Raw genomic sequence first — 21,869 nt, forward strand, 5'->3', positions numbered from 1 at the left:
CTTAACAATCATGAGTGATTGGAAATCTGATAAACGTTATAGGGTAGAGGGGATTCACATTCCTGAAGATAAGGCTTTTGTTTTTGAATTGAAGGATTTTGAGGAACTATCTGACTTTCGTAAAAACGACAATAGATAGTAAGGAATGAAGATAAAAATTATTGGTAGGAGTACAACTATTGTATTCCTGCCATTTTCATATTCTTGCAAGGGGTTTCATGTTATAATATATTGTAGGAGGTAACTCTATGAACGATAAAGTTACAAAAGTCAGACCAGCCTATCCTTTAGGAGAAGAGCCTAATCTATGTATTCCTGAAAAATATAATGCCTACCATAGATTCCTACTGGGACGCTTAGGAACGAACCCACTCGTGGCTATATGTATGAATCCCTCAGCAGCTAATGAGGACTATAGCGATCGTACAATCAACCGAATTATAAATGCTAGTAAAAAATTAGGATGTGATGGCTGGGTTGTCGCCAATGTTTACCCAGAGCGAGCTACCAATGCATCTGATTTAGATAAATTTAATTCTGAGCTTGTAGATGAAAACGTACGCATCATAATGGATTTTTTAATTCAGAATAAAATAACTGAAGTATGGGGAGCCTGGGGGAATCTAGGTCACCCTTCCTTAGTACAAGGTAGAGATACACTACTATCGTTTTTCAAAGAAAGTGGTATTAGAGTTTACTCATTCGCGCCATTAACTAAGTGGGGACAACCTGTTCATCCGTTGAATCGGAGTGTTAAACAAAATATTTCAGAAAATGGAAAAATATATTTAACAATTTAGGTAAGTGATATGGAATTAACAGTTAGTACGAGAGATAGATTAGTCCAACTTTTGACATCGGAATATAGCGTACCTGATGAATTGGTAGACTGTGTCAAGGTTGCTATTAAGCAGTATTCTACAAAAAATTATACAGATGATGCAATCGATAGAATGGTGAGAATCCCACAGAGTCTTTCTAAGGGGCTAGCATTACTTAGAGAAAGAAATGGGAAAATGATTTAAGTTTGTTTCGTGGAATTATTTCTGAATGGTTAGTTTGTGCTGAGTACAATGCCTTAAAGAATAAGGGAGCTGTAGTTATGACCATAACTAACCCCCGACCCATCTTCGAAAGCAGATTTATTTCACATAGTTGATACTGGGAAGGGGTATAAAGCAGTTCCTGGTCCAGATATAAAGAGTGGTGGAAGTACATACGTCTTTAACCAGTGGAAAAAGATTGTAAAATATCGCTATGAAATACCGATGGTAGACATCGACGGCATATTAACCACATAGGAAGGGATAAAACAATTAACTCAGAAACAACGTGAAGAATTTGAAGAGTTAAGTGCCTTATATCCAAACAAGCGACCACTTGATACTGTTTTTGACAAGGCAGATATCAATAGAGTTGTTGTGGATTATTTGAAGTATGTAGAGTTTAATATACTACCAAGTATCGTGTCAGACCTGTCAATTAAAGATGCAAGTATATCTAGAATAAAAGAAAAACTCTATAGTGGTGAAGTTTTAAATGGTCAGTCTTATGATTAGAATGTGTATTCTAGCGAAGCAAAGAGATTCTTAAACCGATTACCGAAGAAATCAAGCTTAACAATCAAGGCAACAATGTTGGTAGTAACGACACAAAATCAGATACAGATTCCAAACCTTGTCAAAAGCAGACTATTGAGCATAGGATGGAGGGAGATTTTAGTCCTGATTCTGTAGTAGATAAAGGTATTAAATTTGCAAGAGGTTTAGTTGGGCATATAAAAAAAGGTGGATTTAGTGTTCTAAAATTTATTGGTGAACATAAAGAGGAAGTGCTCGCTACGGCTGGCGTAATTGCGAGTGTAGTTGTTATGAATATTAGTGACAGAGAAACGCGTTCAAAAGCGAATTTTAGAGGTCAAGCAGACTGTGAAGATGATTCTGTTAGCGATACGACTTCGACATTCGATAATAGAAATAATAACGTGGAAATATCAGTCTCTGAAAATAATAACACTCATAACTACCCAAAACAAAGAAAAGATCCAGCAGCTCATGCCTATCGGAGAAATGGTGTAGTTGTTGGAGCTAGGGGGGGAACTGCAGAAGAAAGAGCAGCAATTAGAAAAGAGCACGGACTAGAATAGTAATGGGAGTTGTTGTACCCTTCATGGACTTTTACTGGTTCTTAATGATAAACAGGAGCAGTCAATTGAACTGATCCTGTTTTTGTACTAAATATGTTGTAGTTTTCATATACGAATAGCGGTAGATTAGCGGATTCTCTTCTAAGGTACTTACTTCAAATATGAAGAAGTGATCGCGGTTATCTCTGGACTTTTCCTTATTGAGGACAAAGTAATTCTTGCGTGAAGTTGCCATTGTTTTTAGGATATCATCAGTTAGGAAAGTCAATGGAATATTCATATTGGAGTAGCGGTAGAAGTCACGTTCAAAATCTTGGTAGCTCTCGCTGTAATAGTCCATTTGCAGGTGATTACGCTGAAACTCAAGCTGATTCATAAAGCACCTCCTCTACAAGTTCAATACTAATAATGTCTTTCAATTTCAGATCGATGTGACCTGTTGTAGTTTTTATCAAAATGAAATCCTTATTTAGACTTGGTATTGTTCCACTGTAGGAAACACGCTTGTTTTTTTAAAAAGTAACTTGAATTCATTTAGTAGTTGTTAACTTGTCAGAAAACTGGAAGTAGTATCCCTAGTGTGCCCTGTTATTTGAAAAATTTATCTAGGAATTATAAAAAAGTGTAGGATTTGTTAAAAATAGAGTGACTACTATTTTGAACAATTTAGCATAATTAATATTTTTTATTAGGAACTGCAACAAGTGAAATTGCTGTTTTTTACTTGTTTTCATGATATAATCTATACACAATGATAAAAACTAAAAGTGGCCAAAGTGCTCAATAATAAAGAGAATAAATATCTAAGTCTAATTCAATATTATAATGAAGGAGAACAATATGAACAGTACAGTGGAATTATCAGCGGCAGATTATAAAGCGATTGAGAGAAATGATTCTCGTTACCTGAATAGCAAAGGTGCGAATTATTACCGTGAAGGACAATACAATCTTGCAGCTGCCTATTACCATTTAGCAGCTAGTATGGGAAATTCAGATGCAATGTCTAATTTAGGTTATTGCTATCTATGCGGTCGACATACCGATCCAAACTTGTCACTTGCTATTGCTTTTTTTAAATTGGCAGCAAAGAATAAAAATATCGACGCGACATATAAATTGGGAGACATATATGGAGCTACTAAATGGGGAATTCAGGATGAAGAATTGTCTATTTATTATTATCGGTTGGCTGTATCCTATATACTTGATGAGCCTTTGGAGGCTTTGCAGGATATAACCTGGTGTCAGGCCTTAAAATATTATCCTAGTCTTTGCCTTGTTTTAGGAAAAGCCATGCTTGTGGATGGTCAGCTTTTTGTAAATATTGATTTGGCTTACCAATTTTTAATGTTTGCCCAAAAAGGTTATGAAATTGAGTTGCAAAACAGAGGGCGTTATTACCAATCAGCCTATGAGCAGGTTCTAAAATTATTGGAAGATCCACAGTTTGACAGTATTAGAAGTAAATGGGATTCTTTTTTTGAAGTGGAGTAAATGGGAGAATTGGATATTGAGGTTGATGGAGTTTGGTGCAAGAAGTGCGATGAATTGCACCCGTCTCTATACTGGCATGAAAAATTTGATAACTATTTACGGAATCGTAGAGAAGTTTGGGAGCAACAAAAGAAGGTTCGCCCAAAGATGCACATTATGAGGATAGCTTACCAAGATTGGGCCTAACTGAACAAAGATATCGAGGAACTTGTGTCTCTTGCGGACACCTGACCTATTTTACCAGTCTAAAAACGAAACGGTTTATCTGTTCTAATGAATGCAAGTATGCTGATAATCCAGATGATTTTAAATCATATGAGCATTATCTAAAGAAAGAAAAGTAATAATGAAAACACAAAATGAGATGATGACCTTAGTCCCCCAAAAATTGAGGGAGATTGAGAAGGAATTTGATGTCGAGGTCTTGTGGGCAATCGAATCAGGTAGTCGTGCTTGGGGTTTTGAATCACCAGACAGTGACTTCGATGTTCGTTTTATCTACAAACATAAGCCTGGTTTTTATTTAGCTTTGGATAAAGGCCGGGATGTAATTGAATTACCGATTGATGAAACCTGGGATGTGAGTGGGTGGGATCTAGACAAAACCTTGAAACTCTTGTTTAAGTCAAACCCAACCTTATTTGAATGGTTGCAGTCGCCGATTGTCTATCATCAGACAGATTTTATTGAGCGAATTCGCCAGTATGCTCAGACCTATTTTTCTGAGAAAAAGATGCTCCATCATTATCTAAACACTGCAAAAGGCCAGATGCAAAAATACCTACTTAGTGAACAGGTCAAACCAAAAAAATATTTTTATGCTTTGCGTCCTATTTTGGCATGTCGTTGGATTGAGAAATATCATACAATTCCCCCTATTTTGTTTGAAGACCTCGTTCAGGATTTGCTTCCAGAGGAAATGAAACCCCATGTCGCAGCATTGCTGGACTTGAAAATCAACCATCCAGAAGAAACACTCATTTCACCCTTACTTCCGATTCAAAACTACGTGGAAGAAAGCATTCGAGAAATTGAAGCCTATATCCAAACTGTTCAGGATGAGAGACAGGATATCTTAGCACTGAATCGCTTCTTTTTGGAGGAATTAGGGATGGAGAGTTAGGGAGTTTGCAGATCTACTGTTAATCTATTTGCTATGATACAAGTGAATTTTTAAGGAGTGTAATGCTGTATGTCAGAATCAATAAACGAAGATAATGTTCCCAATCCAGAACAGCGTTTGGATTTTTTCTGTCCCTTTTCACAGTTTGTTTCAAATATCAGTCAGGAAGCATCTCAAATTGTAGAGACAACTGGACAGTTTATTTCGGAATCAAGCGGTAAAATAGGAGAAATAGCTGAAAATATTGGTGCCGAAATTGGCAAGAAGACAGATGAAATGGTTGCTGAATCATCTAAGATTGCGGATAATCTTGGGCAAACAGTAGCGGCATTATCGAAAGAAACTGCCAAAGTAACAGATGAAATTGGGAAAAAAACAGAGGATGTGGATTTGTTCAATGAAGGTTTGAGAAAAAAGGCTATTGAAGATTACAATCAGGCGGTGAATGGTTTTGAAGAAGTATCTGAGAAATTAAGCAGTGCTAGTGTAGAGTTATTTGCTGTTCGTAAAGAAGGCTATCAACTTGTCAAACAGGTGGAAGAGCAAATTAATCAATTGGCCAATACACCTAAAGAATTTCAAGTACGACTTGAAGAAATTGAATGTGTTATCAATCATTTTGAAAGAAAAGAAAATGAAATCAATCAGGCAGAAATTCAAGTTAAAGCTGCAAGAGGTGGTGTAGGTGTTGGCACGACACTTGGTGCCATGGGAATTGCTGTCGCAACGATGGGGCCAACAGCTGCAATGGGAGTTGCAACCACTTTTGGGGTTGCTTCAACTGGAACAGCTATTTCAGCACTTTCTGGAGCGGCGGCAAATAGCGCCGCCTTGGCATGGTTAGGGGGTGGAGCCTTGGCTGCTGGCGGTGGTGGAATGACTGCCGGAAGCGCCTTTCTAGCTTTAGCTGGACCTGTTGGTTGGACCATTGCAGGTGTTGCTGGGATTACAGCACTTGGTTCAGGAATATACGCCCATCATAAGAATAAGGAATTGGCAAACGAGTTAGCGGATGAAATTATTAAAATTAACACTATTATCCAACATTTAAATTTAAAATGCCAAGAGGTCGAAGAGCTGATGGCATTGACTCAAAAGCAAATTGAGAGTGTGAGGGAAACAAGCTTATTGGTCATTGGAAGGGATTACTCACTTTTTTCTGAAAGCGAACGTCTACAAGCAGGAATTCTCGTCAATTCAACCTTGAGTCTGGCCCAATTGATTGATAAGGAGCTAAGTTTAGATGGTGAAATCTAAAGAATTGGATTTTCATGTTGCTCAGGGAATAGCAGCCTATGTTGATTTTCTTCGTCAATTGAGATTGGAAGAATTTAGACAGACAATTGGTGACATTCTTTCCGATGAGATAGCTTCCTTGAAAGAATTAGCAGTTCGAGAAGGGATTGCCCATGGACATTTACAAGCTGCCCAAAAAGAAATCGACTACTTAATTCAACTGAATCGTGGGGGAGAAAAAGGGGTTCATGGATTTATTGCAGAGTTTGCAGAAGTAGGTATTCGAAATGCCCGAGCTGCTTTTGGCCAACTGGAAGAGACTGCAAAGGTTTTAAATAATAATGGCCCTGCGGATCTTATCATTGGGGGCAAAGAAATTCAAATGAAATTCTATGCTAATCTCTTGCAGGCTCTACAAACAGCTCCCAAATACAAGCAGGATTTGCTATTTCCCAAAGATCAGGTAAAAGTCATCCAGAAAATAATGGCCAATGAAAAGATTGTGCACTATCGTGGAGAGAGACTAACGCTCGCTAAAATTGAAGCTATCAAAAAGGTTATTCAAGAGGAAGAGAGTCGAAGAGGGCTAACTTGGAATAAGTGGCTATATTCATCAGTCAATGAGTACCGTGATGTTCAAGTGAAGACCATTCATGAAACGATTTCTACTGAAAAAGAGCGCATGTTACGAGCTGGCGAGAAGGAAAGGCGAGAAATCCATGCTCAAAAGAATAGAGCTCAGGAAGCTGCCAAACTAAAGGCACAGCCCAATCTAGGTGAAGCTGCCAAAGTAGCTGGGATTGGTGCGGTTGTTCAAGCGGGGATGACTTTTGGACTTTTTGTTTACCAAAGGCATAAAGCAGGTAAGGAAATATGGGAATTTAAAGAATCTGATTGGAAAGCAGCAGGTATTGAAGTTGGCATGGCTGCAGGAAAAGGTGGTTTTACTGGTTTTGCAATCTATGGACTGACAAATGTTTGTCAGTTGAGCGCACCCAGTGCCGGGGCCATTACTGCAGGTACTTTTGGACTTTTGAGCGCGATAATTGCTTTTCGAACAGGTCAAATTGATGAAGCTGGTTTTATGAATCAACTGACTTTGAATGCTCTGGATGCAACAGGCACAGCCATCGGTGCAGCAGTTGGCCAGATCCTTATTCCTGTTCCAGTTCTTGGAGCCTTAGTTGGCTCCATTCTGGCTAGCACCTGCTTAAATTTGGGCAAAGGATTTTTGTCGGATCATGAAAGAAAATTGATTCAAGCCTACCAAAACAAAATTGATCAGCATGTTCAATTACTAGCATTTGAAGAAAAGCAAATGCTACAACAACTTTTAGATAAATTTCATGCCTTGGGGAAACTACAAGAATATTCATTTGATAGGAACATAAATATCCAACTACGCTTGCAGACATCTGTTGATTTCGGAGTAGCCCTTGGAATTGAAGATGACAGACTCTTACACAATCAGAAAGAAATAGACGACTATTTTTTAAGTTGATGTTATTAAGAAAGGAACCAAATTGCATTACAAACACGTTTTATTTGATTTAGACCATACTTTGCTGGATTTTGCGCGTGGGGAAGAGCTTGCCTTGACCCAGTTTTTGAAGGCAATGGATGTGACTGATATTCAGGCTTTCAAAGATGTCTATCGTCCGATTAACCAAGCCATGTGGAAGGATTTGGAAAAAGGCTTGATTAGCAAGCAGGAGTTGATTGACACACGTTTTTCCAAAACCTTTGCCCAGTTTGGCCGCCAAGTGGATGGCCGCCAGATGGCTCTAACCTATCAGGAATTTATCGGTAAGCAGGGACAAATTTTTACAGGGGCAGACCAGTTGCTACGCCAGTTGACCCAAAATGGCTACCAGCTGTATGCAGCGACAAACGGTATCACTTACATCCAGGAGAACCGCCTGCACCATTCTCCCATCCAGCAGTATTTTACAGATGTCTTCATTTCAGAAAAGATGGGGACCCAGAAGCCTGCGGCTGCTTTTTTTGATAAAATAGCAGAGCAGGTTTCAGGCGGTGATAAGACCAGTCTTTTGATGGTGGGGGACAGCTTGACTGCAGATATTCAAGGAGCTAATAATGCAGGAATCGATTCTGTCTGGTACAATCCAACCAAGCAAATCAATCAAGGGCCAGCTAAGCCAACCTACACTATTTCACATTATAGTGAACTTTTTGATATTTTATCCATCAAAGAATAGGAGAAGGAATATGAAACAGAGATATTGGTTATTGTTAGGTATCAGTTTAACAATTCTGGCTGCTTGTGGTAATTCTCAAGAAAAACAAATCAGTGAAAACAGTAATCAAACTACTCAAACAACAAAAAGTAGTCGAGAACCTACTTATAACGGAACGTATTACTATATTGAAGGCAAGTATGGGCCAGTTATTGTTGTCAATAAAAAACATCCTCTAGCAAGCTCTTACGCACCAGGAGAGGACCCAACTGCCCTTGCTTCCTTCTTGGCGTTACTGGCCGATATGCAGGCGCAAGGCTTTGCGGTCTCCAATCAATATTCTGGTTTTCGCTCCTATGAAACACAGGCTTCGCTCTACCAAAACTATGTCAACCAAGATGGTCAGGCTAATGCCGATCGCTACTCAGCTAGACCAGGTTATTCAGAACACCAAACTGGACTGGCCTTTGATCTGATTGATACTGACGGAAATCTTTTAACGGAACCGACAGCCTGTCAGTGGTTGGCCCAGCATGCTCACGAATATGGATTTGTTGTTCGCTATTTGGAAGGGAAAGAAGCTTCAACAGGCTACATGCCAGAATCTTGGCATATCCGGTATATTGGTCAAGAAGCGACAGAAATCTACCAATCTGGCTTGACTCTGGAAGAGTATTATGGAGTTGAAGGTGGCGATTACGCCCAATAGCACTAATTAGTTGTACGGACCATTTACCTGTGGTATAATGAGGAGCCAAAATTGGCAAGGAGGAAATTTACATGCTTAAAGCAATGGAAGTCTATTTGGTTACAAATGGTAACGGATTAGAAGCAATTGAATTTTACAAGAACGCGCTAGGCGCAGAAGTTGAAAAAGTGAATTTGTACAAAGATTTTATACCAGACTGCCCAGCTGAATTGGAAAATTTTGTCATGAATGCTCAATTTCGTTTTGAAAATGGGCAACGATTCATGTTGTCTGATAATAACCCTGAAATGCCTTTTTCAGTGGGTGACAACATTACAGCTGCTTTGATTACCGATGACGAGGCAACAGCCAAAGACCTATTTGCTAAATTGTCTAAAGATGCAAAACAAATCACAATGGACTTACAAGCAGTACCTTGGTCTCCAGCTTACGGCTCATTGCAAGACAAATTCGGTATCCATTGGCAAGTCAATGCGGAAGTTGCTGGCTTTGGTCAAGAATACTACGCAGAAGAGAAATAATATAAAACCAGGTTTCCCTGGTTTTTTGATTGCTCTGAAGAAATTTGCTATAATATAAACCAAAAAAGGAGCTGCCATGGAAGTAGAAATCAAACAAGCTGAAAATCAATATATCTTACGCCTCAACTATGGGGTCCAATCAAGTCCTTCTGATAGTTGGGAACTCCTTGCCACCAACCAAGGATTTGAAAAGTGGTTTCCTCAGTTAAGAGTGGAGACTGACCATTTGGTTTTTGAGATGGAAGATTTTCGAGAGGTCATGCCCCTGCTTAGCTACCAACCAGAATCGCACCTTGCTTACGAATGGGACAGGGCACAGGTTAGTTTTCACATTAAGGACCAGCAGATTGTTTTTGAAGAAATAATTCCATTTGATTTTGGGAATGAATTTTCAGATGCAAAAAAAGATATGACTGGCTGGTTGGTACAAAATGACTGCATCAAGTCCCTATTGAATGCTGAGAAACTGCCAGATAGAGCCGCTCTTCGAGAAAAATGGTCGGCCTATTTGGAAAAAGAATTGAATGGTTAGTTGAAATTGGAAAGGAATCACTTATGCATCAAATTACTTGTCCGCATTGCTCTACTATTTTTACTGTCAATGAAACTGAGTATAGTCAACTCTTGGCCCAGGTACGTGGTGCGGAGTTTGATAAGGAAATCCACGATCGCTTGGAGCGAGAACGGGAATTATTGTCCCAGAGGGCTGAAAATGATTTACAGGCCAAACTGGGTGATAAAGATAGGGAAATCCTTGAACTGACTGCAAGGTTGGACAAGCTGGCTAGTCAGTCGGAACTTGAAATTAGCTCTGCTATGTCCAAAAAAAACCAAGAAATCCAAGAACTCAAGGCTCAATTGGGGCAAATTGAGCTAACCAAGGAGTTGGAGTTGCAGCAGGCGGTGGCTCAGGTGGAGAAGGAGCGTGACGCGGCTCAGAATGCTTTGGCGGTGCAGGAGCAGAAGCAGGAATTGGCGCTGGCGACCACCCGTCAGGAGTACGAGGTGCGGCTCAAGGCGGCGGATGAGCAGGTGGAATTTTACAAAAATTTCAAGGCCCAGCAATCGACCAAGGCGATCGGCGAGAGTTTGGAGCTCTATGCCGAGGCGGAGTTTAATAAGGTGCGGCAGTTGGCCTTTCCAAATGCTTATTTTGAGAAGGATAATCAGGTGTCGGCGCGTGGCTCCAAGGGCGATTACATTTATCGGGAGCTGGACGAGAATGGGGTGGAAATCATCTCCATTATGTTTGAGATGAAGAACGAGGCGGACCATACGGTCAAGAAGCACAAGAACGAGGACTTTTTCAAGGAACTGGATAAGGACCGTCGGGAGAAGGACTGTGAGTATGCGGTTTTGGTGACCATGTTGGAGGCGGACAATGACTACTACAACACGGGTATCGTGGATGTCAGTCACAAGTACGAGAAGATGTACGTGGTCCGTCCCCAGTTCTTTATTCAGTTGATAGGGCTTTTGCGAAATGCTGCGCTCAATAGCTTGAAGTACAAGCAGGAGTTGGCTTTGGTCAGAGAACAGCATATCGATATTACCCATTTTGAAGAAGATTTGGCGACCTTCAAAACGGCCTTTGCTAAGAACTACCAGTCAGCCAGCACCAATTTCCAAAAGGCTATTGATGAAATCGACAAGGCAATCAAGCGAATGGAGGCAGTCAAGGCAGCCCTGACTACCAGCGAAAACCAGCTACGACTGGCTAACAATAAGCTGGAGGATGTTTCTGTCAAAAAATTAACTCGCAATAACCCTACGATGAAGGCCAAGTTTGAGGCCTTGAAGGGGGAAAACCAATGAACACCATTGACCTAAATCTGCCTGTGGCAGAGATTATCCACCAGCACCCAGAAGTCAAGGATATACTGGTAGAGTTTGGTTTCAAGCCCTTGGCTAACCCAGCTATGCTCAACACTGTTGGTAAGGTGACCAGTCTGAAGACAGGCTCCAAGATGACCAAGATTCCGTTAGACCGCATTCAACAGGTCTTGGAATGTAACGGCTATGAGGTAATAGGAGGAGAATAATGACAGACCAACGGATTGACATTTTGAAGAATATTCTCTTGGACCTGCACAATGGTGCTAGTCCAGAGTCTGTTCAGGACCAGTTTAATCAGCATTTTACGGGTGTTTCTGCCCTTGAAATCTCTTTAATGGAGCATGAGCTCATGTCTAGCGACACGGGTATCACTTTTGAAGATGTCATGAGCCTTTGTAATATCCACGCCAACCTCTTCAAAGGAGCCATTGCAGATGTGGAAGTGGCGGATATGGACCAGGAAGGACACCCGGTTTATGTCTTCAAGCAGGAAAACCTGGCACTGCGGGCAGCTCTCTTACGCATCCGCCGAATCATTGACCAGTATGAGCAGACAGAGGAAGAGGAGCTGAAAGACCAGCTCCTGCAAGGTTTGACACGCCAGTTTGGCCTCCTCGGTCAGTTTGAAAACCACTACACTCGCAAGGAAAAAGTCTTCTTTCCGATTATGGAGCGGTACGGTCATGATGCACCGCCCAAGGTCATGTGGGGTGTGGACGATGAGATTCGCGACCTCTTCAAAACGGCTCGTAAAACCCTTAACACAGGCGACATAGCGGCAACAAAAGTCCATTTTGAAACCTTTGCCAAGGAATTCGAGGAGATGATTTTCAAGGAAGAGGCCATCCTTCTCATGATTTTATTGGAGACATTCACTCAGGATGACTGGCTTCAAGTGGCAGCGGATAGCGAGGCCTACGGCTACGCCATTGTCAAGCCGACAGCCAAGTGGGTGCCCCATCGGGAGTTTTTTGGAGAAATAGCAGAGCAGGAAGCAGATTCTGTTTCTTCGCAGCTAGCAGGACCAAATCAGCAGATTATCGACACGCCAGAAGGCCAGTTTACCATTACCTTCACACCCAAGGAAAAGTCAGAAACTGTTCAGGACAGAACCAGTCCGCAGACCTTCGGCAACGGTTACTTGTCTGTCGAACAGGCCAATCTCATTCTCAATCATTTACCGCTGGAACTCACCTTTGTCAACATGGATGACATTTTCCAATACTACAATGATAGCCACCCTGTTGAAGACATGATTTTCAAACGAACGCCAAGCCAGATTGGACGTCATGTGGAGCTCTGCCATCCTCCCAAAATAGTAGACAAGGTCAAGAAGATTTTTGACTTGCTTCGCACAGGGCAAAAAGACCAGGTCGCCATGTGGTTCAAGTCCGAGAGCATGGGCAAATTTGTCTATGTGGTCTATAAGGCAGTGCGTGATGACCAAGGAGAGTTTCAAGGCGTTTTGGAGTATGTTCAGGATATTCAACCATTTTTTGAGATTGATAGCGATTTTCATCGGGATATCTAAATCATACAGGACCGCCCACAAGTGCGGTCCTTTGTGTTATAATGGGAACATGATTTCAGGAATTATTAACGTAAAAAAAGAGGCGGGGATGACCTCGCACGATGTTGTATTTAAGCTCCGCAAGATTTTGCAGGAGAAGAAGATTGGACATGGTGGGACCTTGGATCCCGATGTGACAGGCGTTCTGCCCATCGCAGTCGGTAAGGCCACGCGTATGATTGAGTACATGCAGGAAGAGGGAAAGATTTACGAGGGGGAGATTACCCTTGGCTTCTCAACCACGACAGAAGATGGATCGGGTGATATCATCGAGCGGACACCCGTTTGGGAAATAGCAGAGCAGGCAGTTGATGAGGCCATGACTAGTTTTGTTGGCACCATTACCCAGATTCCGCCTATGTACTCTGCTGTCAAAGTAAACGGCCGCAAGCTCTATGAGTACGCACGGACGGGTGAAGAAGTCGAACGTCCCCAACGCCAAATCGATGTTTATAGTTTTGAACGAACCAGCCCGATTGAATTAGCAGATGACTGTGCTCGATTTACTTTCCGAGTTCGCTGTGGTAAGGGCACCTATGTCCGTACCCTGTCTGTTGACCTAGGTGCTAAGTTGGGCTATGCTAGCCATATGTCCAAGCTGGAGCGAACAGGTTCCGCAGGCATGAGCCTGACAGACGCCCTAACAATCGAGGAAATTGCTGAAAAGGTTGCCCAAGACGATTTTTCCTTCCTCCGTCCAATAGAGCAGGGAATTGGTGACCTGCCAGTCTTGGAATTAACGGCTGCTCAGGTAACAGAAGCCCAGTTCGGTCGCTTTATTGCATTGGACAGTCAGGCAGAACTGCTGGCAGGATTTTGTGACGGAAAATTAGTCGCTATTCTTGAAAAACGAGACCAGCTCTACAAACCACGCAAGGTCTTTATCTAGGGAAAGTCCCTAGACTATGGTAGAATGATAGACATGAAAATTAACTACATTAAAAATTACACAGAATTAAACAATCAGCCTGAAACTGTACTAGTTCTAGGCTATTTTGACGGTCTGCATCTTGGACACAAGGCCCTACTTGACCGAGCACGGCAGGTGGCAGACCAGAGAGGTTTGACAGTGACAGTACTGACCTTCCCCGAATCACCTCGACTGGCTTTTGCCCGCTTCAGCCCAGACCTCTTACTACACCTGACCAGTCAGGACAAGCGGTATGAACTCATGGAGAGCTACGGGGTGGATTTCCTCTATCTGACCGATTTCACCAGTGATTTTGCTAGCAACACACCGGAGCAGTTTTTGGAACGCTACATCAAAGGTCTCAACGCTCGGGTTTTGGTGGCAGGTTTTGATTATCATTTTGGGAATTGCAGAGCTGATGTGACAGACTTGACTGCCTTGTTTGATGGGCAAGTCGAGATTGTTGAGGAAGTACAGGTGGCAGGAGAGAAGGTTTCTTCCACCCGCATCCGTCAGGCCATTCAAGCAGGTCGGGTCAAGGAAGTCAATCAACTCCTGGGCTACACATTTTCAACAGAAGGTATCGTGGTCCATGGAGATGCCAGAGGGCGAACGATTGGCTATCCAACCGCAAACTTAACACCTTTTGACCGTGTTCATCTTCCTTCAGACGGAGTCTATGTGGCCGATGTTGAAGTCAATGGTCAGACCTATCGGGCCATGGCCAGCGTCGGAAAAAATGTGACCTTTGACGGTACAGAAATGCGGATTGAGGCCCATATTTTCAACTTTGACCGCTTTATTTACGGTGAAAAAATTTCAATTTATTGGTTGGAAAAAATACGAGATATGGTAAAATTTGATGGCATAGATAGTTTAATGGATCAGATGAAAGAAGATGAGAAAGTAGCTCTGCATTGGGAGGGAACATGATCAAGCGCTTGATATCTCATCCGCGTTATGAACCGATGGTGACCTTTTTTGCTATCTGTTATATTTTGCTCCTAGTCGGTGAATTTTTTTCATGGTTTTCAGCGACTAGTTTTTTCTATAAGGGCTTGGATCTGATTTTCTGGGGGATTTTTGTATTTGATTATCTAGCCAATCTCTTTTACGCCAGTAATCGGAAAGAATATGCGAAAAGTCATATTTTTGATCTAATAGCCATTTTGCCTTTTGATCAACTCTTTGGCTTCTTACAATTAGGCAGAATTGCTCGTTTGTTCCGTCTTTTGCGCTTAACCAGGGTTATCGCCTTGTCCAATCGATTTTGGGATACCATCAAAAAACTTCTACAGACCAATGGTTTGTACAAGATTTTGATTTTGAATATTTCAGCAGTCCTGATTTCAAGCCTTCTCTTGTCTATATTGGAGCAAAAATCGATTTTTGACTCACTTTGGTGGTCCATTGTAACGATGACAACCGTTGGCTATGGCGATATTGTGCCGCAAGATGCCATTTCAAAAGCTATCGCAATAGTTTTGATGCTGGTAGGTATCTGTACCTTTGGTATGGTCACCTCGACCATCACACGTTTTTTTACAGAAAATGAAAAAGATACCAAGATTGATTTATTAATAGAAAAATTAGAAAATCAGGAACAAATCTTGAAAGAGCTTTCAGATAAGTTGGATAAAATGACAGAAATTGACGGAAATTAGTGAAAATTACTCGGTTTTTATTGAATTTTCTAGAAATATGGGGTATAATGATATGTGAGAACGATTAAGTGGAAAGGGGTGAATGTTGATGATTACGTTATTTTTATCGCCAAGCTGTACGAGCTGTCGTAAAGCACGTGCCTGGCTGACCAATCATCAAGTTCCGTTTACTGAGCATAATATTATGACCAGTCCCCTGACTGCGGCTGAATTAAAAACCATCTTATCTTTGACAGAAAATGGGACGGATGATCTCATTTCGACGCGCTCCAAGGTTTTCCAAAAACTAAATATCGATGTCGAAGAGTTATCAGTATCAGAACTGATTCATTTGATTGAAACCTATCCCAGTCTTCTTCGTCGTCCGATTATTTTGGATGATAAGCGGATGCAGATTGGATTTAACGAAGATGAGATTCGTGCCTTTTTACCGCGTAATTACCGAAAACAAGAGTTGAAAAATGCTACTTTGCGAGCAGAAATTGGATAAGGAACGATATGAACAAACAATATTCATATCCGCTTGATATGATGTGGAGCACCGAGGAGATTTCCTCCGTGCTTTCTTTTTTGAATCAAGTGGAGGCAGCCTATGAGGGTGGCACTCAAGCAGAAGCCCTGCTGACTAGCTACTCAGTTTTTAAAAAAGTAGTGCCAAGTAAGGCACAGGAAAAACAAATCGATCGGGAATTTCAAGAGTCATCAGGTTACTCAACCTATCAAGCTGTGAAAATGGCCAAGGAGAAAGGGAGAGGAGTTGTTCGACTTGGAAACTAAGCTAAAATTTGCCCAAGAAATAGTTTTAAAGGCTGGGAAATGGCTACGTGAGCATATGAACCAGCAGGTGGAAATTGCTGAAAAAGCAGATTTTAAAGATTTGGTGACAAACTTTGATCAGTTTATTCAGGAACAATTGAGCCAGGACATCTTACAAGCCTATCCTTTGGATGCCATTTTAGGGGAGGAGTCACAGGAACATATCTCCATTTCCAAAGGCTGCGTCTGGGTCTTGGATCCGATTGATGGAACGACAAATTTTATTGCCCAGCAGACTGATTTTTGCATCCTACTTGCCTATTTTGAACAAGGGGTAGGACAGTTTGCCCTGCTTTACAATGTCATGGAGGACCAGCTGATTTGGGGCGGGGGAAAATTTCCAGTTTTCCTCAATGATCAGCCTCTTTTAGCCTATCAAAAAGGGGAACTCAAGCGTTCCTTACTGGGATTGAATGCTGAACTCTTTGCATCAAATGCCTTCGGATTGGCCCGATTGGCGAATCAATTTTTGGGGACACGATCCTATGGTAGCGCTGGCATTAGTTTTTCTTATGTATTAGAAGGGCGGTTAGTTGCCCATGCCTCTTATCTATACCCATGGGACTATGCCGTTGCCGCTATTTTAGGACCCAAGCTCGGTTATGAATTGTTGAGTTTGGAAAATAGCAAACCAAGATTTGAAGGAAGAGAGTATGTTCTTTTTCTTCCCAGTCTTCTGAAAGATGAAATCACAGGATATTTAGACGAATGGAATTACCAGTAGAATTTAGAAAAAAGTATGAAACCTTGTTAGGGGCTGACTCAGAAAATTTTTTCCAAAGTTTTGATGAGCCAGCTGTTTCAGCATTTCGGATTAACCCCTTGAAAGCTCATATTCCAAACTTTTCGGACAAGATTCCGAATTTGGAATGGTCTTATTACGGAAAAGTGAGTGGTAAAAGCTGGGAGCATGTAGCTGGTTTAGTCTATTCACAAGAGCCAGCTGCACAAATTGTTGGTCAAGTGGCTCAACCTCAACCAGGCATGAAGGTTTTGGACCTGGCTGCTGCACCTGGTGGCAAATCTACCCATCTCCTTTCCTATCTGAAAAATACTGGCCTGCTTGTAAGCAATGAAATTTCTCAGAAACGATCCAAAATTCTTGTCGAAAATATCGAACGATTTGGTGCTCGAAATGTCGTTGTGACCAATGAATCCGCTGACCGACTTGCTCGGGTATTTCCCAAGTTCTTTGACCTGATTGTTCTGGATGCGCCATGTTCAGGAGAGGGCATGTTCCGTAAGGATCCTGCTGCTATACAGTATTGGGATAGCGACTATCCAAGTCAGTGTGCTGTTTTACAAAAGGAAATTTTAGAATCGGCACTCGAAATGTTAGCGCCTGGCGGTCAATTGGTCTATTCGACATGTACCTGGTCACCTGAAGAAAACGAAGAAGTTGTTGCCTGGTTGTTGGAAGAATACCCCTTGCATTTACTTCCCGTTGAAAAAATCAATGGCATGGTGGAAGGGATTGCCTTTCCAGAAACGGCTCGTATGTATCCCCATCACTTTAAGGGAGAAGGACAATTTGTAGCCAAGTTCCAATTAGACCAAGAAGGGAAAACAAAGAAAATAAAAGCCGGCAAGTCAAATCTAAAGCCAGAACAGAAGCAGTTGTGGCTGGATTTTGCCAAAAAACATCTGGCGGTTGACCTAACCGGAACCTTGCAAGTCTTTGGAGATCATCTATATCTGTTACCAGATGGACTGCCAGATTTATCCAAACTCAAACTGGCAAGAAATGGTCTGCATCTAGGTGTTTTTAAAACCAAACGATTTGAACCTTCTTTTGCTTTAGGACTTGCATTGTTGCCACATGAGGTGAAGAATAGCGTCCAGATTAGTCAGGAATCTTTTGTGGACTATGTTGCAGGACAGCCCTTAGCTGTCTCTAAAGAATTGCCTAACGGATGGTACCAAGTTGTCATTCAGGGAAATGGGTTTGGATTCGCAAAGATCGTCTCAGGAACCCTTAAAAATAACTTTCCAAAAGGGCTTCGTTTTTCGTAAGAATGAGCAGAAATATTTTGCATGTTAGTTGGTTATATGTTATATTGGTTTTGTGGAAATTTATTGTAAAATAACCTGAAAAATAGAGTAAAATTACAGTCAAATTTTCACTGAAAAATGTAAAGGAAACATAGAAATGAAAAAAAAGCATAAGCTTGGTCTTGCTGCCCTATTATTGACAGCAAGTCTCTCATTATCTGCCTGTTCAGCTTGGATTGACCGAGGTGAATCCATTACTGCTGTTGGTTCGACTGCCTTGCAACCTTTGGTAGAAGCAGCCGCAGATGAATTTGGTTCAACCAATCTTGGAAAGTCTGTCAATGTCCAAGGGGGTGGTTCGGGTACAGGATTATCTCAGGTACAGTCAGGAGCTGTACAAATTGGTAACTCTGATGTTTTTGCAGAAGAGAAGGATGGGATTGATGCATCTGCCTTGGTGGATCACCAGGTAGCAGTTGCTGGATTGGCTGTTATTGTCAACGAAGAAGTTACAGTTGATGATGTGACAACTGAAGACTTACGTAAAATTTTTACAGGTGAGATTTCAAATTGGAAAGAACTCGGTGGTGAGGATTTGGAGATAACAATCATTAACCGTGCAGCAAGTTCTGGATCTCGTGCCACTTTTGATAACATCATCATGAATGGTGAGAAAGCGATTCAAAGTCAGGAGCAGGATTCAAGTGGAATGGTTAAATCTATTGTCAGTCAAACTCCAGGGGCTATATCGTATCTTGCTTTCGCTTATCTTGATGAAAGTGTGCAAACTATAAAATTAAATGGTTTTGAACCAACTACTGAAAATGTTACAACCAATGATTGGCCAATTTGGTCATACGAACACATGTACACCAAAGGGGAACCTACCGACTTAACCAAAGAGTTTTTGGAATACATGATGTCTGATGAAGTCCAGTACGGTATTGTTGAGAGTATGGGATACATCTCTATCCATGATATGAAGGTAGAGAAATCTGTTGATGGTACTGTCACAGTTAAGGAGTAGAAATGAACAATCAAAAACTTGCAAAAGAATTGAGTTCGCCTTCTAAAAACTCTCGCTTAGAGAAATTTGGTAAGGTTCTCACCTTCCTTTGCTTATCACTTATTGTGTTTATCGTTGCAATGATTTTGATATTCGTTGCACAACGTGGTCTATCCACTTTCTTTGTGGATGGTGTTAGCATTACAGATTTCTTATTCGGTACCAAATGGGAACCAAGTTCCAAGATCTTTGGTGCCCTTCCAATGATTTCAGGTTCCTTCATCGTTACCATTCTTTCGGCAGTTATTGCAACGCCGATTGCCATTGGTGCAGCTGTCTTTATGACGGAAATTTCACCAAAACATGGAGCCAAGATTCTACAACCTGTTATCGAATTGCTAGTAGGGATTCCATCGGTTGTTTATGGATTTATCGGCTTGCAAATTGTCGTTCCGTTTGTTCGTTCAATCTTTGGCGGAACTGGTTTTGGTATTTTGTCTGGTGTCTTCGTACTTTTTGTCATGATTTTACCGACAGTTACCTTTATGACAGTAGATAGTTTACGTGCAGTACCACGTCACTATCGTGAAGCAAGTTTAGCCATGGGTGCAACTCGTTGGCAAACCATTTGGCGTGTTATCCTAAATGCTGCCAAACCAGGTATTTTTACCGCAGTTATCTTTGGTATGGCTCGCGCCTTTGGTGAAGCCTTAGCCATTCAAATGGTCGTAGGTAACTCGGCTGTTATACCAACATCATTGACAACCCCAGCTGCGACTCTAACATCCGTTTTGACCATGGGTATTGGTAACACAGTAATGGGTACAGTTCAAAACAACGTTCTTTGGTCTCTTGCCTTGGTACTCTTGGTGATGAGTCTGGTATTCAATATGGTTATGAAATTTATTACAAGAGAGGGTAAGAAAAACTATGCACGCTAAAAAAATGGACAAGCTTGCAACAGCGACACTTTACTCGATTGCAGGCATTATCGTTGTCATTTTGACAGCCCTTATTCTCTTTATTCTGGTTCGTGGTTTACCACATATCAGTTGGTCTTTCCTAACAAGTAAATCTTCTTCTTATAAAGCAGGGGGAGGGATTGGGATTCAGCTTTACAACTCATTCTTCCTATTGGTTGTTACTTTGTTGATTTCGATTCCACTTTCTACTGGAGCTGGTATCTACTTGGCAGAATATGCTAAGAAAGGTCCTTTGACAAACTTTATCCGTACCTGTATCGAAATCTTGTCTTCTCTACCATCTGTCGTAGTTGGTTTGTTTGGTTATTTGATTTTCGTTGTCCAGTTCGAGTATGGTTTCTCTATCCTTTCTGGTGCCCTAGCCCTAACAGTCTTCAACTTGCCGCAAATGACACGAAACGTTGAAGACAGTTTGCGCCACGTTCACCACACGCAACGTGAAGCAGGACTTGCCCTTGGTTTGTCTCGCTGGGAAACTGTTTTACATGTGGTAATTCCTGAAGCACTCCCAGGTATCGTTACTGGTATCGTCTTGGCATCTGGTCGTATCTTCGGTGAGGCAGCAGCTCTTATCTATACTGCAGGTCAGTCTGCACCAGCTTTGGATTGGTCAAACTGGAACCCACTTAGTGTTACTAGCCCAATCTCTATTTTCCGTCAGTCTGAAACGCTAGCAGTACATATCTGGAAAGTAAACAGTGAGGGAACTATTCCTGATGGAACAGAAGTAGCGGCAGGTAGTGCGGCAATCCTCCTCATCTTTATCTTGATATTCAACCTTTCTGCCCGTTACATCGGAAAGAAATTGCATTCAAAAATGACCTCTGCCTAAGAAGTCAATCAGCTAAGGAGATAAAATGGCAGATTATAACTGGAATGAACGCCATATCATTACCTTCCCTGAAGAGAACTTGGCTCTTTCTACCAAAGACTTGCATGTCTATTATGGAAAGAATGAAGCAATCAAGGGAATTGATATGCAGTTCGAAAAAAATAAAATTACAGCCCTTATTGGGCCTTCAGGTTGCGGTAAATCGACTTACTTACGTAGTTTGAACCGTATGAATGACACCATTGATATTGCAAAAGTTACAGGTCAAATCCTCTATGAGGGAATCGACATCAACAAACCAGAAATGAATGTTTATGAAATTCGTAAGCACATTGGTATGGTGTTCCAACGTCCCAACCCATTTGCGAAATCAATTTACAACAATATCACCTTCCCACATGAGCGCGCTGGTGTAAAAGACAAGAAAGTCTTGGATGAAATTGTTGAGACTTCCCTCAAACAAGCTGCTCTTTGGGATCAGGTGAAAGATGATTTGCATAAATCAGCCTTGACCCTATCAGGTGGTCAGCAGCAGCGTCTTTGTATCGCTCGTGCTATTTCGGTTAAACCAGAGATTTTGCTCATGGATGAACCTGCTTCAGCCTTGGATCCGATTGCGACCATGCAGTTGGAAGAAACCATGTTTGAGCTCAAGAAAAACTATACCATTATCATTGTGACGCACAATATGCAGCAAGCTGCCCGTGCTAGTGATTACACAGCATTCTTCTACCTTGGGGACTTGATTGAGTATGATAAAACGACCAATATCTTCCAGAATGCTAAGTTGAAATCCACAAACGATTACGTTTCAGGTCACTTTGGTTAGA

General features: G+C 41.5%; 27 protein-coding genes. 26 read left to right on the plus strand and 1 reads right to left on the minus strand.

From position 1 onward, the window contains the following. Positions 1-10: 10 nt before the first annotated feature. From J5566_RS10645 to J5566_RS10445, 4 genes are all read left to right on the plus strand, one after another. Positions 11-139 (plus strand): hypothetical protein, encoded by a 129-nt coding sequence (locus J5566_RS10645; RefSeq protein ID WP_279630920.1) that lies wholly within the window; start codon positions 11-13, stop codon positions 137-139. 109 nt (positions 140-248) lie between these two features. After that, entirely contained in the window at positions 249-800 is a 552-nt protein-coding gene (locus J5566_RS00115; protein ID WP_208561577.1) for a DUF1643 domain-containing protein, read from the plus strand. A gap of 9 nt (positions 801-809) precedes the next feature. Continuing rightward, the gene (locus tag J5566_RS10440) at positions 810-1,025 is read left to right on the plus strand and encodes a hypothetical protein (protein ID WP_244228902.1); all 216 of its coding nucleotides are present in this window, start codon (positions 810-812) and stop codon (positions 1,023-1,025) included. Positions 1,026-1,705: 680 nt separating this feature from the next. Further along, entirely contained in the window at positions 1,706-2,146 is a 441-nt protein-coding gene (locus J5566_RS10445; protein ID WP_244228903.1) for a hypothetical protein, read from the plus strand. Between the two features lie 61 nt (positions 2,147-2,207). On the opposite strand, the gene J5566_RS00125 is transcribed toward J5566_RS10445, so the two are convergent. Continuing rightward, positions 2,208-2,522 (minus strand): DUF5960 family protein, encoded by a 315-nt coding sequence (locus J5566_RS00125; RefSeq protein ID WP_208561578.1) that lies wholly within the window; start codon positions 2,520-2,522, stop codon positions 2,208-2,210. 464 nt (positions 2,523-2,986) lie between these two features. Between J5566_RS00125 and J5566_RS00130 the strand changes: the two genes are divergently transcribed. The 22 genes from J5566_RS00130 to pstB all read left to right on the plus strand — a co-directional run bounded on the left by J5566_RS00130 (position 2,987) and on the right by pstB (position 21,868). Continuing rightward, complete coding sequence (locus J5566_RS00130; protein ID WP_208561579.1) at positions 2,987-3,643, plus strand: tetratricopeptide repeat protein; 657 nt, start codon at positions 2,987-2,989, stop codon at positions 3,641-3,643. Positions 3,644-3,989: 346 nt separating this feature from the next. Next, positions 3,990-4,766 carry a nucleotidyltransferase domain-containing protein gene (locus J5566_RS00135; protein ID WP_208561580.1) on the plus strand — a complete coding sequence of 259 codons (777 nt, stop codon included), beginning with the start codon at positions 3,990-3,992 and terminating at the stop codon, positions 4,764-4,766. 69 nt (positions 4,767-4,835) lie between these two features. Beyond that, the gene (locus J5566_RS00140) at positions 4,836-6,023 is read left to right on the plus strand and encodes a hypothetical protein (RefSeq protein WP_244228904.1); all 1,188 of its coding nucleotides are present in this window, start codon (positions 4,836-4,838) and stop codon (positions 6,021-6,023) included. Then, positions 6,010-7,503 carry a hypothetical protein gene (locus J5566_RS00145; protein ID WP_208561581.1) on the plus strand — a complete coding sequence of 498 codons (1,494 nt, stop codon included), beginning with the start codon at positions 6,010-6,012 and terminating at the stop codon, positions 7,501-7,503. The genes J5566_RS00140 and J5566_RS00145 overlap by 14 nt, the downstream gene beginning before the upstream one ends. 22 nt (positions 7,504-7,525) lie before the next feature. Beyond that, a complete protein-coding gene (locus tag J5566_RS00150) occupies positions 7,526-8,221 on the plus strand; it encodes a YjjG family noncanonical pyrimidine nucleotidase (RefSeq protein ID WP_208561582.1) in 696 nt (231 codons plus the stop codon). A 10-nt stretch (positions 8,222-8,231) separates the two neighbouring features. Then, positions 8,232-8,909, plus strand: coding sequence for an LD-carboxypeptidase LdcB/DacB (gene ldcB / locus J5566_RS00155; RefSeq protein WP_208561583.1), 678 nt, complete (start codon positions 8,232-8,234; stop codon positions 8,907-8,909). A gap of 71 nt (positions 8,910-8,980) precedes the next feature. Then, complete coding sequence (locus tag J5566_RS00160) at positions 8,981-9,430, plus strand: VOC family protein (protein WP_208561584.1); 450 nt, start codon at positions 8,981-8,983, stop codon at positions 9,428-9,430. Between the two features lie 76 nt (positions 9,431-9,506). Continuing rightward, positions 9,507-9,962, plus strand: a complete 456-nt coding sequence (locus J5566_RS00165; protein WP_208561585.1) for an ATPase — start codon at positions 9,507-9,509, stop codon at positions 9,960-9,962. A 23-nt stretch (positions 9,963-9,985) separates the two neighbouring features. After that, positions 9,986-11,245 carry a DUF2130 domain-containing protein gene (locus tag J5566_RS00170; RefSeq protein ID WP_208561586.1) on the plus strand — a complete coding sequence of 420 codons (1,260 nt, stop codon included), beginning with the start codon at positions 9,986-9,988 and terminating at the stop codon, positions 11,243-11,245. Further along, positions 11,242-11,472 carry a DUF1858 domain-containing protein gene (locus J5566_RS00175; RefSeq protein ID WP_208561587.1) on the plus strand — a complete coding sequence of 77 codons (231 nt, stop codon included), beginning with the start codon at positions 11,242-11,244 and terminating at the stop codon, positions 11,470-11,472. Before J5566_RS00170 ends, J5566_RS00175 begins: the two co-directional genes overlap by 4 nt. Next, positions 11,472-12,797: a DUF438 domain-containing protein gene (locus J5566_RS00180; RefSeq protein ID WP_208561588.1), complete on the plus strand. Its 1,326-nt coding sequence runs from the start codon at positions 11,472-11,474 to the stop codon at positions 12,795-12,797. Before J5566_RS00175 ends, J5566_RS00180 begins: the two co-directional genes overlap by 1 nt. Before the next feature lie 49 nt (positions 12,798-12,846). After that, on the plus strand, positions 12,847-13,725 hold the full coding sequence (gene truB, locus J5566_RS00185; RefSeq protein ID WP_244228905.1) for a tRNA pseudouridine(55) synthase TruB: 879 nt from the start codon (positions 12,847-12,849) through the stop codon (positions 13,723-13,725). 33 nt (positions 13,726-13,758) lie between these two features. Further along, positions 13,759-14,679 (plus strand): bifunctional riboflavin kinase/FAD synthetase, encoded by a 921-nt coding sequence (locus J5566_RS00190; protein ID WP_208561589.1) that lies wholly within the window; start codon positions 13,759-13,761, stop codon positions 14,677-14,679. Then, complete coding sequence (locus tag J5566_RS00195) at positions 14,676-15,410, plus strand: potassium channel family protein (RefSeq protein ID WP_208561590.1); 735 nt, start codon at positions 14,676-14,678, stop codon at positions 15,408-15,410. Before J5566_RS00190 ends, J5566_RS00195 begins: the two co-directional genes overlap by 4 nt. A gap of 88 nt (positions 15,411-15,498) precedes the next feature. Beyond that, positions 15,499-15,900 (plus strand): Spx/MgsR family RNA polymerase-binding regulatory protein, encoded by a 402-nt coding sequence (locus J5566_RS00200; protein ID WP_205030810.1) that lies wholly within the window; start codon positions 15,499-15,501, stop codon positions 15,898-15,900. 8 nt (positions 15,901-15,908) lie between these two features. Continuing rightward, entirely contained in the window at positions 15,909-16,187 is a 279-nt protein-coding gene (locus J5566_RS00205) for a UPF0223 family protein (protein ID WP_208561591.1), read from the plus strand. Continuing rightward, on the plus strand, positions 16,177-16,950 hold the full coding sequence (locus J5566_RS00210; protein ID WP_208561592.1) for an inositol monophosphatase family protein: 774 nt from the start codon (positions 16,177-16,179) through the stop codon (positions 16,948-16,950). Before J5566_RS00205 ends, J5566_RS00210 begins: the two co-directional genes overlap by 11 nt. Then, positions 16,935-18,239, plus strand: a complete 1,305-nt coding sequence (locus J5566_RS00215) for an RsmF rRNA methyltransferase first C-terminal domain-containing protein (protein WP_208561593.1) — start codon at positions 16,935-16,937, stop codon at positions 18,237-18,239. Before J5566_RS00210 ends, J5566_RS00215 begins: the two co-directional genes overlap by 16 nt. Positions 18,240-18,375: 136 nt before the next feature. Then, the gene (locus J5566_RS00220) at positions 18,376-19,245 is read left to right on the plus strand and encodes a phosphate ABC transporter substrate-binding protein PstS family protein (RefSeq protein WP_208561594.1); all 870 of its coding nucleotides are present in this window, start codon (positions 18,376-18,378) and stop codon (positions 19,243-19,245) included. Positions 19,246-19,247: 2 nt separating this feature from the next. Next, entirely contained in the window at positions 19,248-20,165 is a 918-nt protein-coding gene (gene pstC / locus J5566_RS00225; RefSeq protein ID WP_172044202.1) for a phosphate ABC transporter permease subunit PstC, read from the plus strand. After that, positions 20,155-21,039 carry a phosphate ABC transporter permease PstA gene (gene pstA / locus J5566_RS00230; RefSeq protein ID WP_158455092.1) on the plus strand — a complete coding sequence of 295 codons (885 nt, stop codon included), beginning with the start codon at positions 20,155-20,157 and terminating at the stop codon, positions 21,037-21,039. The genes pstC and pstA overlap by 11 nt, the downstream gene beginning before the upstream one ends. 25 nt (positions 21,040-21,064) lie before the next feature. Then, complete coding sequence (pstB, locus tag J5566_RS00235) at positions 21,065-21,868, plus strand: phosphate ABC transporter ATP-binding protein PstB (protein ID WP_158455090.1); 804 nt, start codon at positions 21,065-21,067, stop codon at positions 21,866-21,868. Position 21,869: the final 1 nt, after the last annotated feature.

It is taken from the genome of Streptococcus suis (assembly GCF_017601095.1).
GTDB lineage: Bacteria > Bacillota > Bacilli > Lactobacillales > Streptococcaceae > Streptococcus > Streptococcus suis_Z.

Bases quoted from the DNA above. Each gene is read 5' to 3' on its own strand.
- J5566_RS10445 (WP_244228903.1), top strand. From the start codon at position 1,706: ATGGAGGGAGATTTTAGTCCTGATTCTGTAGTAGATAAAGGTATTAAA.
- J5566_RS00165 (WP_208561585.1), top strand. From the start codon at position 9,507: ATGGAAGTAGAAATCAAACAAGCTGAAAATCAATATATCTTACGCCTC.
- J5566_RS00145 (WP_208561581.1), top strand. From the start codon at position 6,010: ATGGTGAAATCTAAAGAATTGGATTTTCATGTTGCTCAGGGAATAGCA.
- J5566_RS00215 (WP_208561593.1), top strand. From the start codon at position 16,935: ATGGAATTACCAGTAGAATTTAGAAAAAAGTATGAAACCTTGTTAGGG.
- J5566_RS10645 (WP_279630920.1), top strand. From the start codon at position 11: ATGAGTGATTGGAAATCTGATAAACGTTATAGGGTAGAGGGGATTCAC.
- J5566_RS00220 (WP_208561594.1), top strand. From the start codon at position 18,376: ATGAAAAAAAAGCATAAGCTTGGTCTTGCTGCCCTATTATTGACAGCA.
- J5566_RS00205 (WP_208561591.1), top strand. From the start codon at position 15,909: ATGAACAAACAATATTCATATCCGCTTGATATGATGTGGAGCACCGAG.
- truB (WP_244228905.1), top strand. From the start codon at position 12,847: ATGATTTCAGGAATTATTAACGTAAAAAAAGAGGCGGGGATGACCTCG.
- J5566_RS00180 (WP_208561588.1), top strand. From the start codon at position 11,472: ATGACAGACCAACGGATTGACATTTTGAAGAATATTCTCTTGGACCTG.
- J5566_RS00140 (WP_244228904.1), top strand. From the start codon at position 4,836: ATGTCAGAATCAATAAACGAAGATAATGTTCCCAATCCAGAACAGCGT.
- pstC (WP_172044202.1), top strand. From the start codon at position 19,248: ATGAACAATCAAAAACTTGCAAAAGAATTGAGTTCGCCTTCTAAAAAC.
- J5566_RS00125 (WP_208561578.1), bottom strand. From the start codon at position 2,522: ATGAATCAGCTTGAGTTTCAGCGTAATCACCTGCAAATGGACTATTAC.
- J5566_RS00200 (WP_205030810.1), top strand. From the start codon at position 15,499: ATGATTACGTTATTTTTATCGCCAAGCTGTACGAGCTGTCGTAAAGCA.
- J5566_RS00190 (WP_208561589.1), top strand. From the start codon at position 13,759: ATGAAAATTAACTACATTAAAAATTACACAGAATTAAACAATCAGCCT.
- J5566_RS00170 (WP_208561586.1), top strand. From the start codon at position 9,986: ATGCATCAAATTACTTGTCCGCATTGCTCTACTATTTTTACTGTCAAT.
- J5566_RS10440 (WP_244228902.1), top strand. From the start codon at position 810: ATGGAATTAACAGTTAGTACGAGAGATAGATTAGTCCAACTTTTGACA.
- J5566_RS00130 (WP_208561579.1), top strand. From the start codon at position 2,987: ATGAACAGTACAGTGGAATTATCAGCGGCAGATTATAAAGCGATTGAG.
- J5566_RS00195 (WP_208561590.1), top strand. From the start codon at position 14,676: ATGATCAAGCGCTTGATATCTCATCCGCGTTATGAACCGATGGTGACC.
- pstA (WP_158455092.1), top strand. From the start codon at position 20,155: ATGCACGCTAAAAAAATGGACAAGCTTGCAACAGCGACACTTTACTCG.
- J5566_RS00115 (WP_208561577.1), top strand. From the start codon at position 249: ATGAACGATAAAGTTACAAAAGTCAGACCAGCCTATCCTTTAGGAGAA.
- J5566_RS00135 (WP_208561580.1), top strand. From the start codon at position 3,990: ATGAAAACACAAAATGAGATGATGACCTTAGTCCCCCAAAAATTGAGG.
- ldcB (WP_208561583.1), top strand. From the start codon at position 8,232: ATGAAACAGAGATATTGGTTATTGTTAGGTATCAGTTTAACAATTCTG.
- pstB (WP_158455090.1), top strand. From the start codon at position 21,065: ATGGCAGATTATAACTGGAATGAACGCCATATCATTACCTTCCCTGAA.
- J5566_RS00160 (WP_208561584.1), top strand. From the start codon at position 8,981: ATGCTTAAAGCAATGGAAGTCTATTTGGTTACAAATGGTAACGGATTA.
- J5566_RS00175 (WP_208561587.1), top strand. From the start codon at position 11,242: ATGAACACCATTGACCTAAATCTGCCTGTGGCAGAGATTATCCACCAG.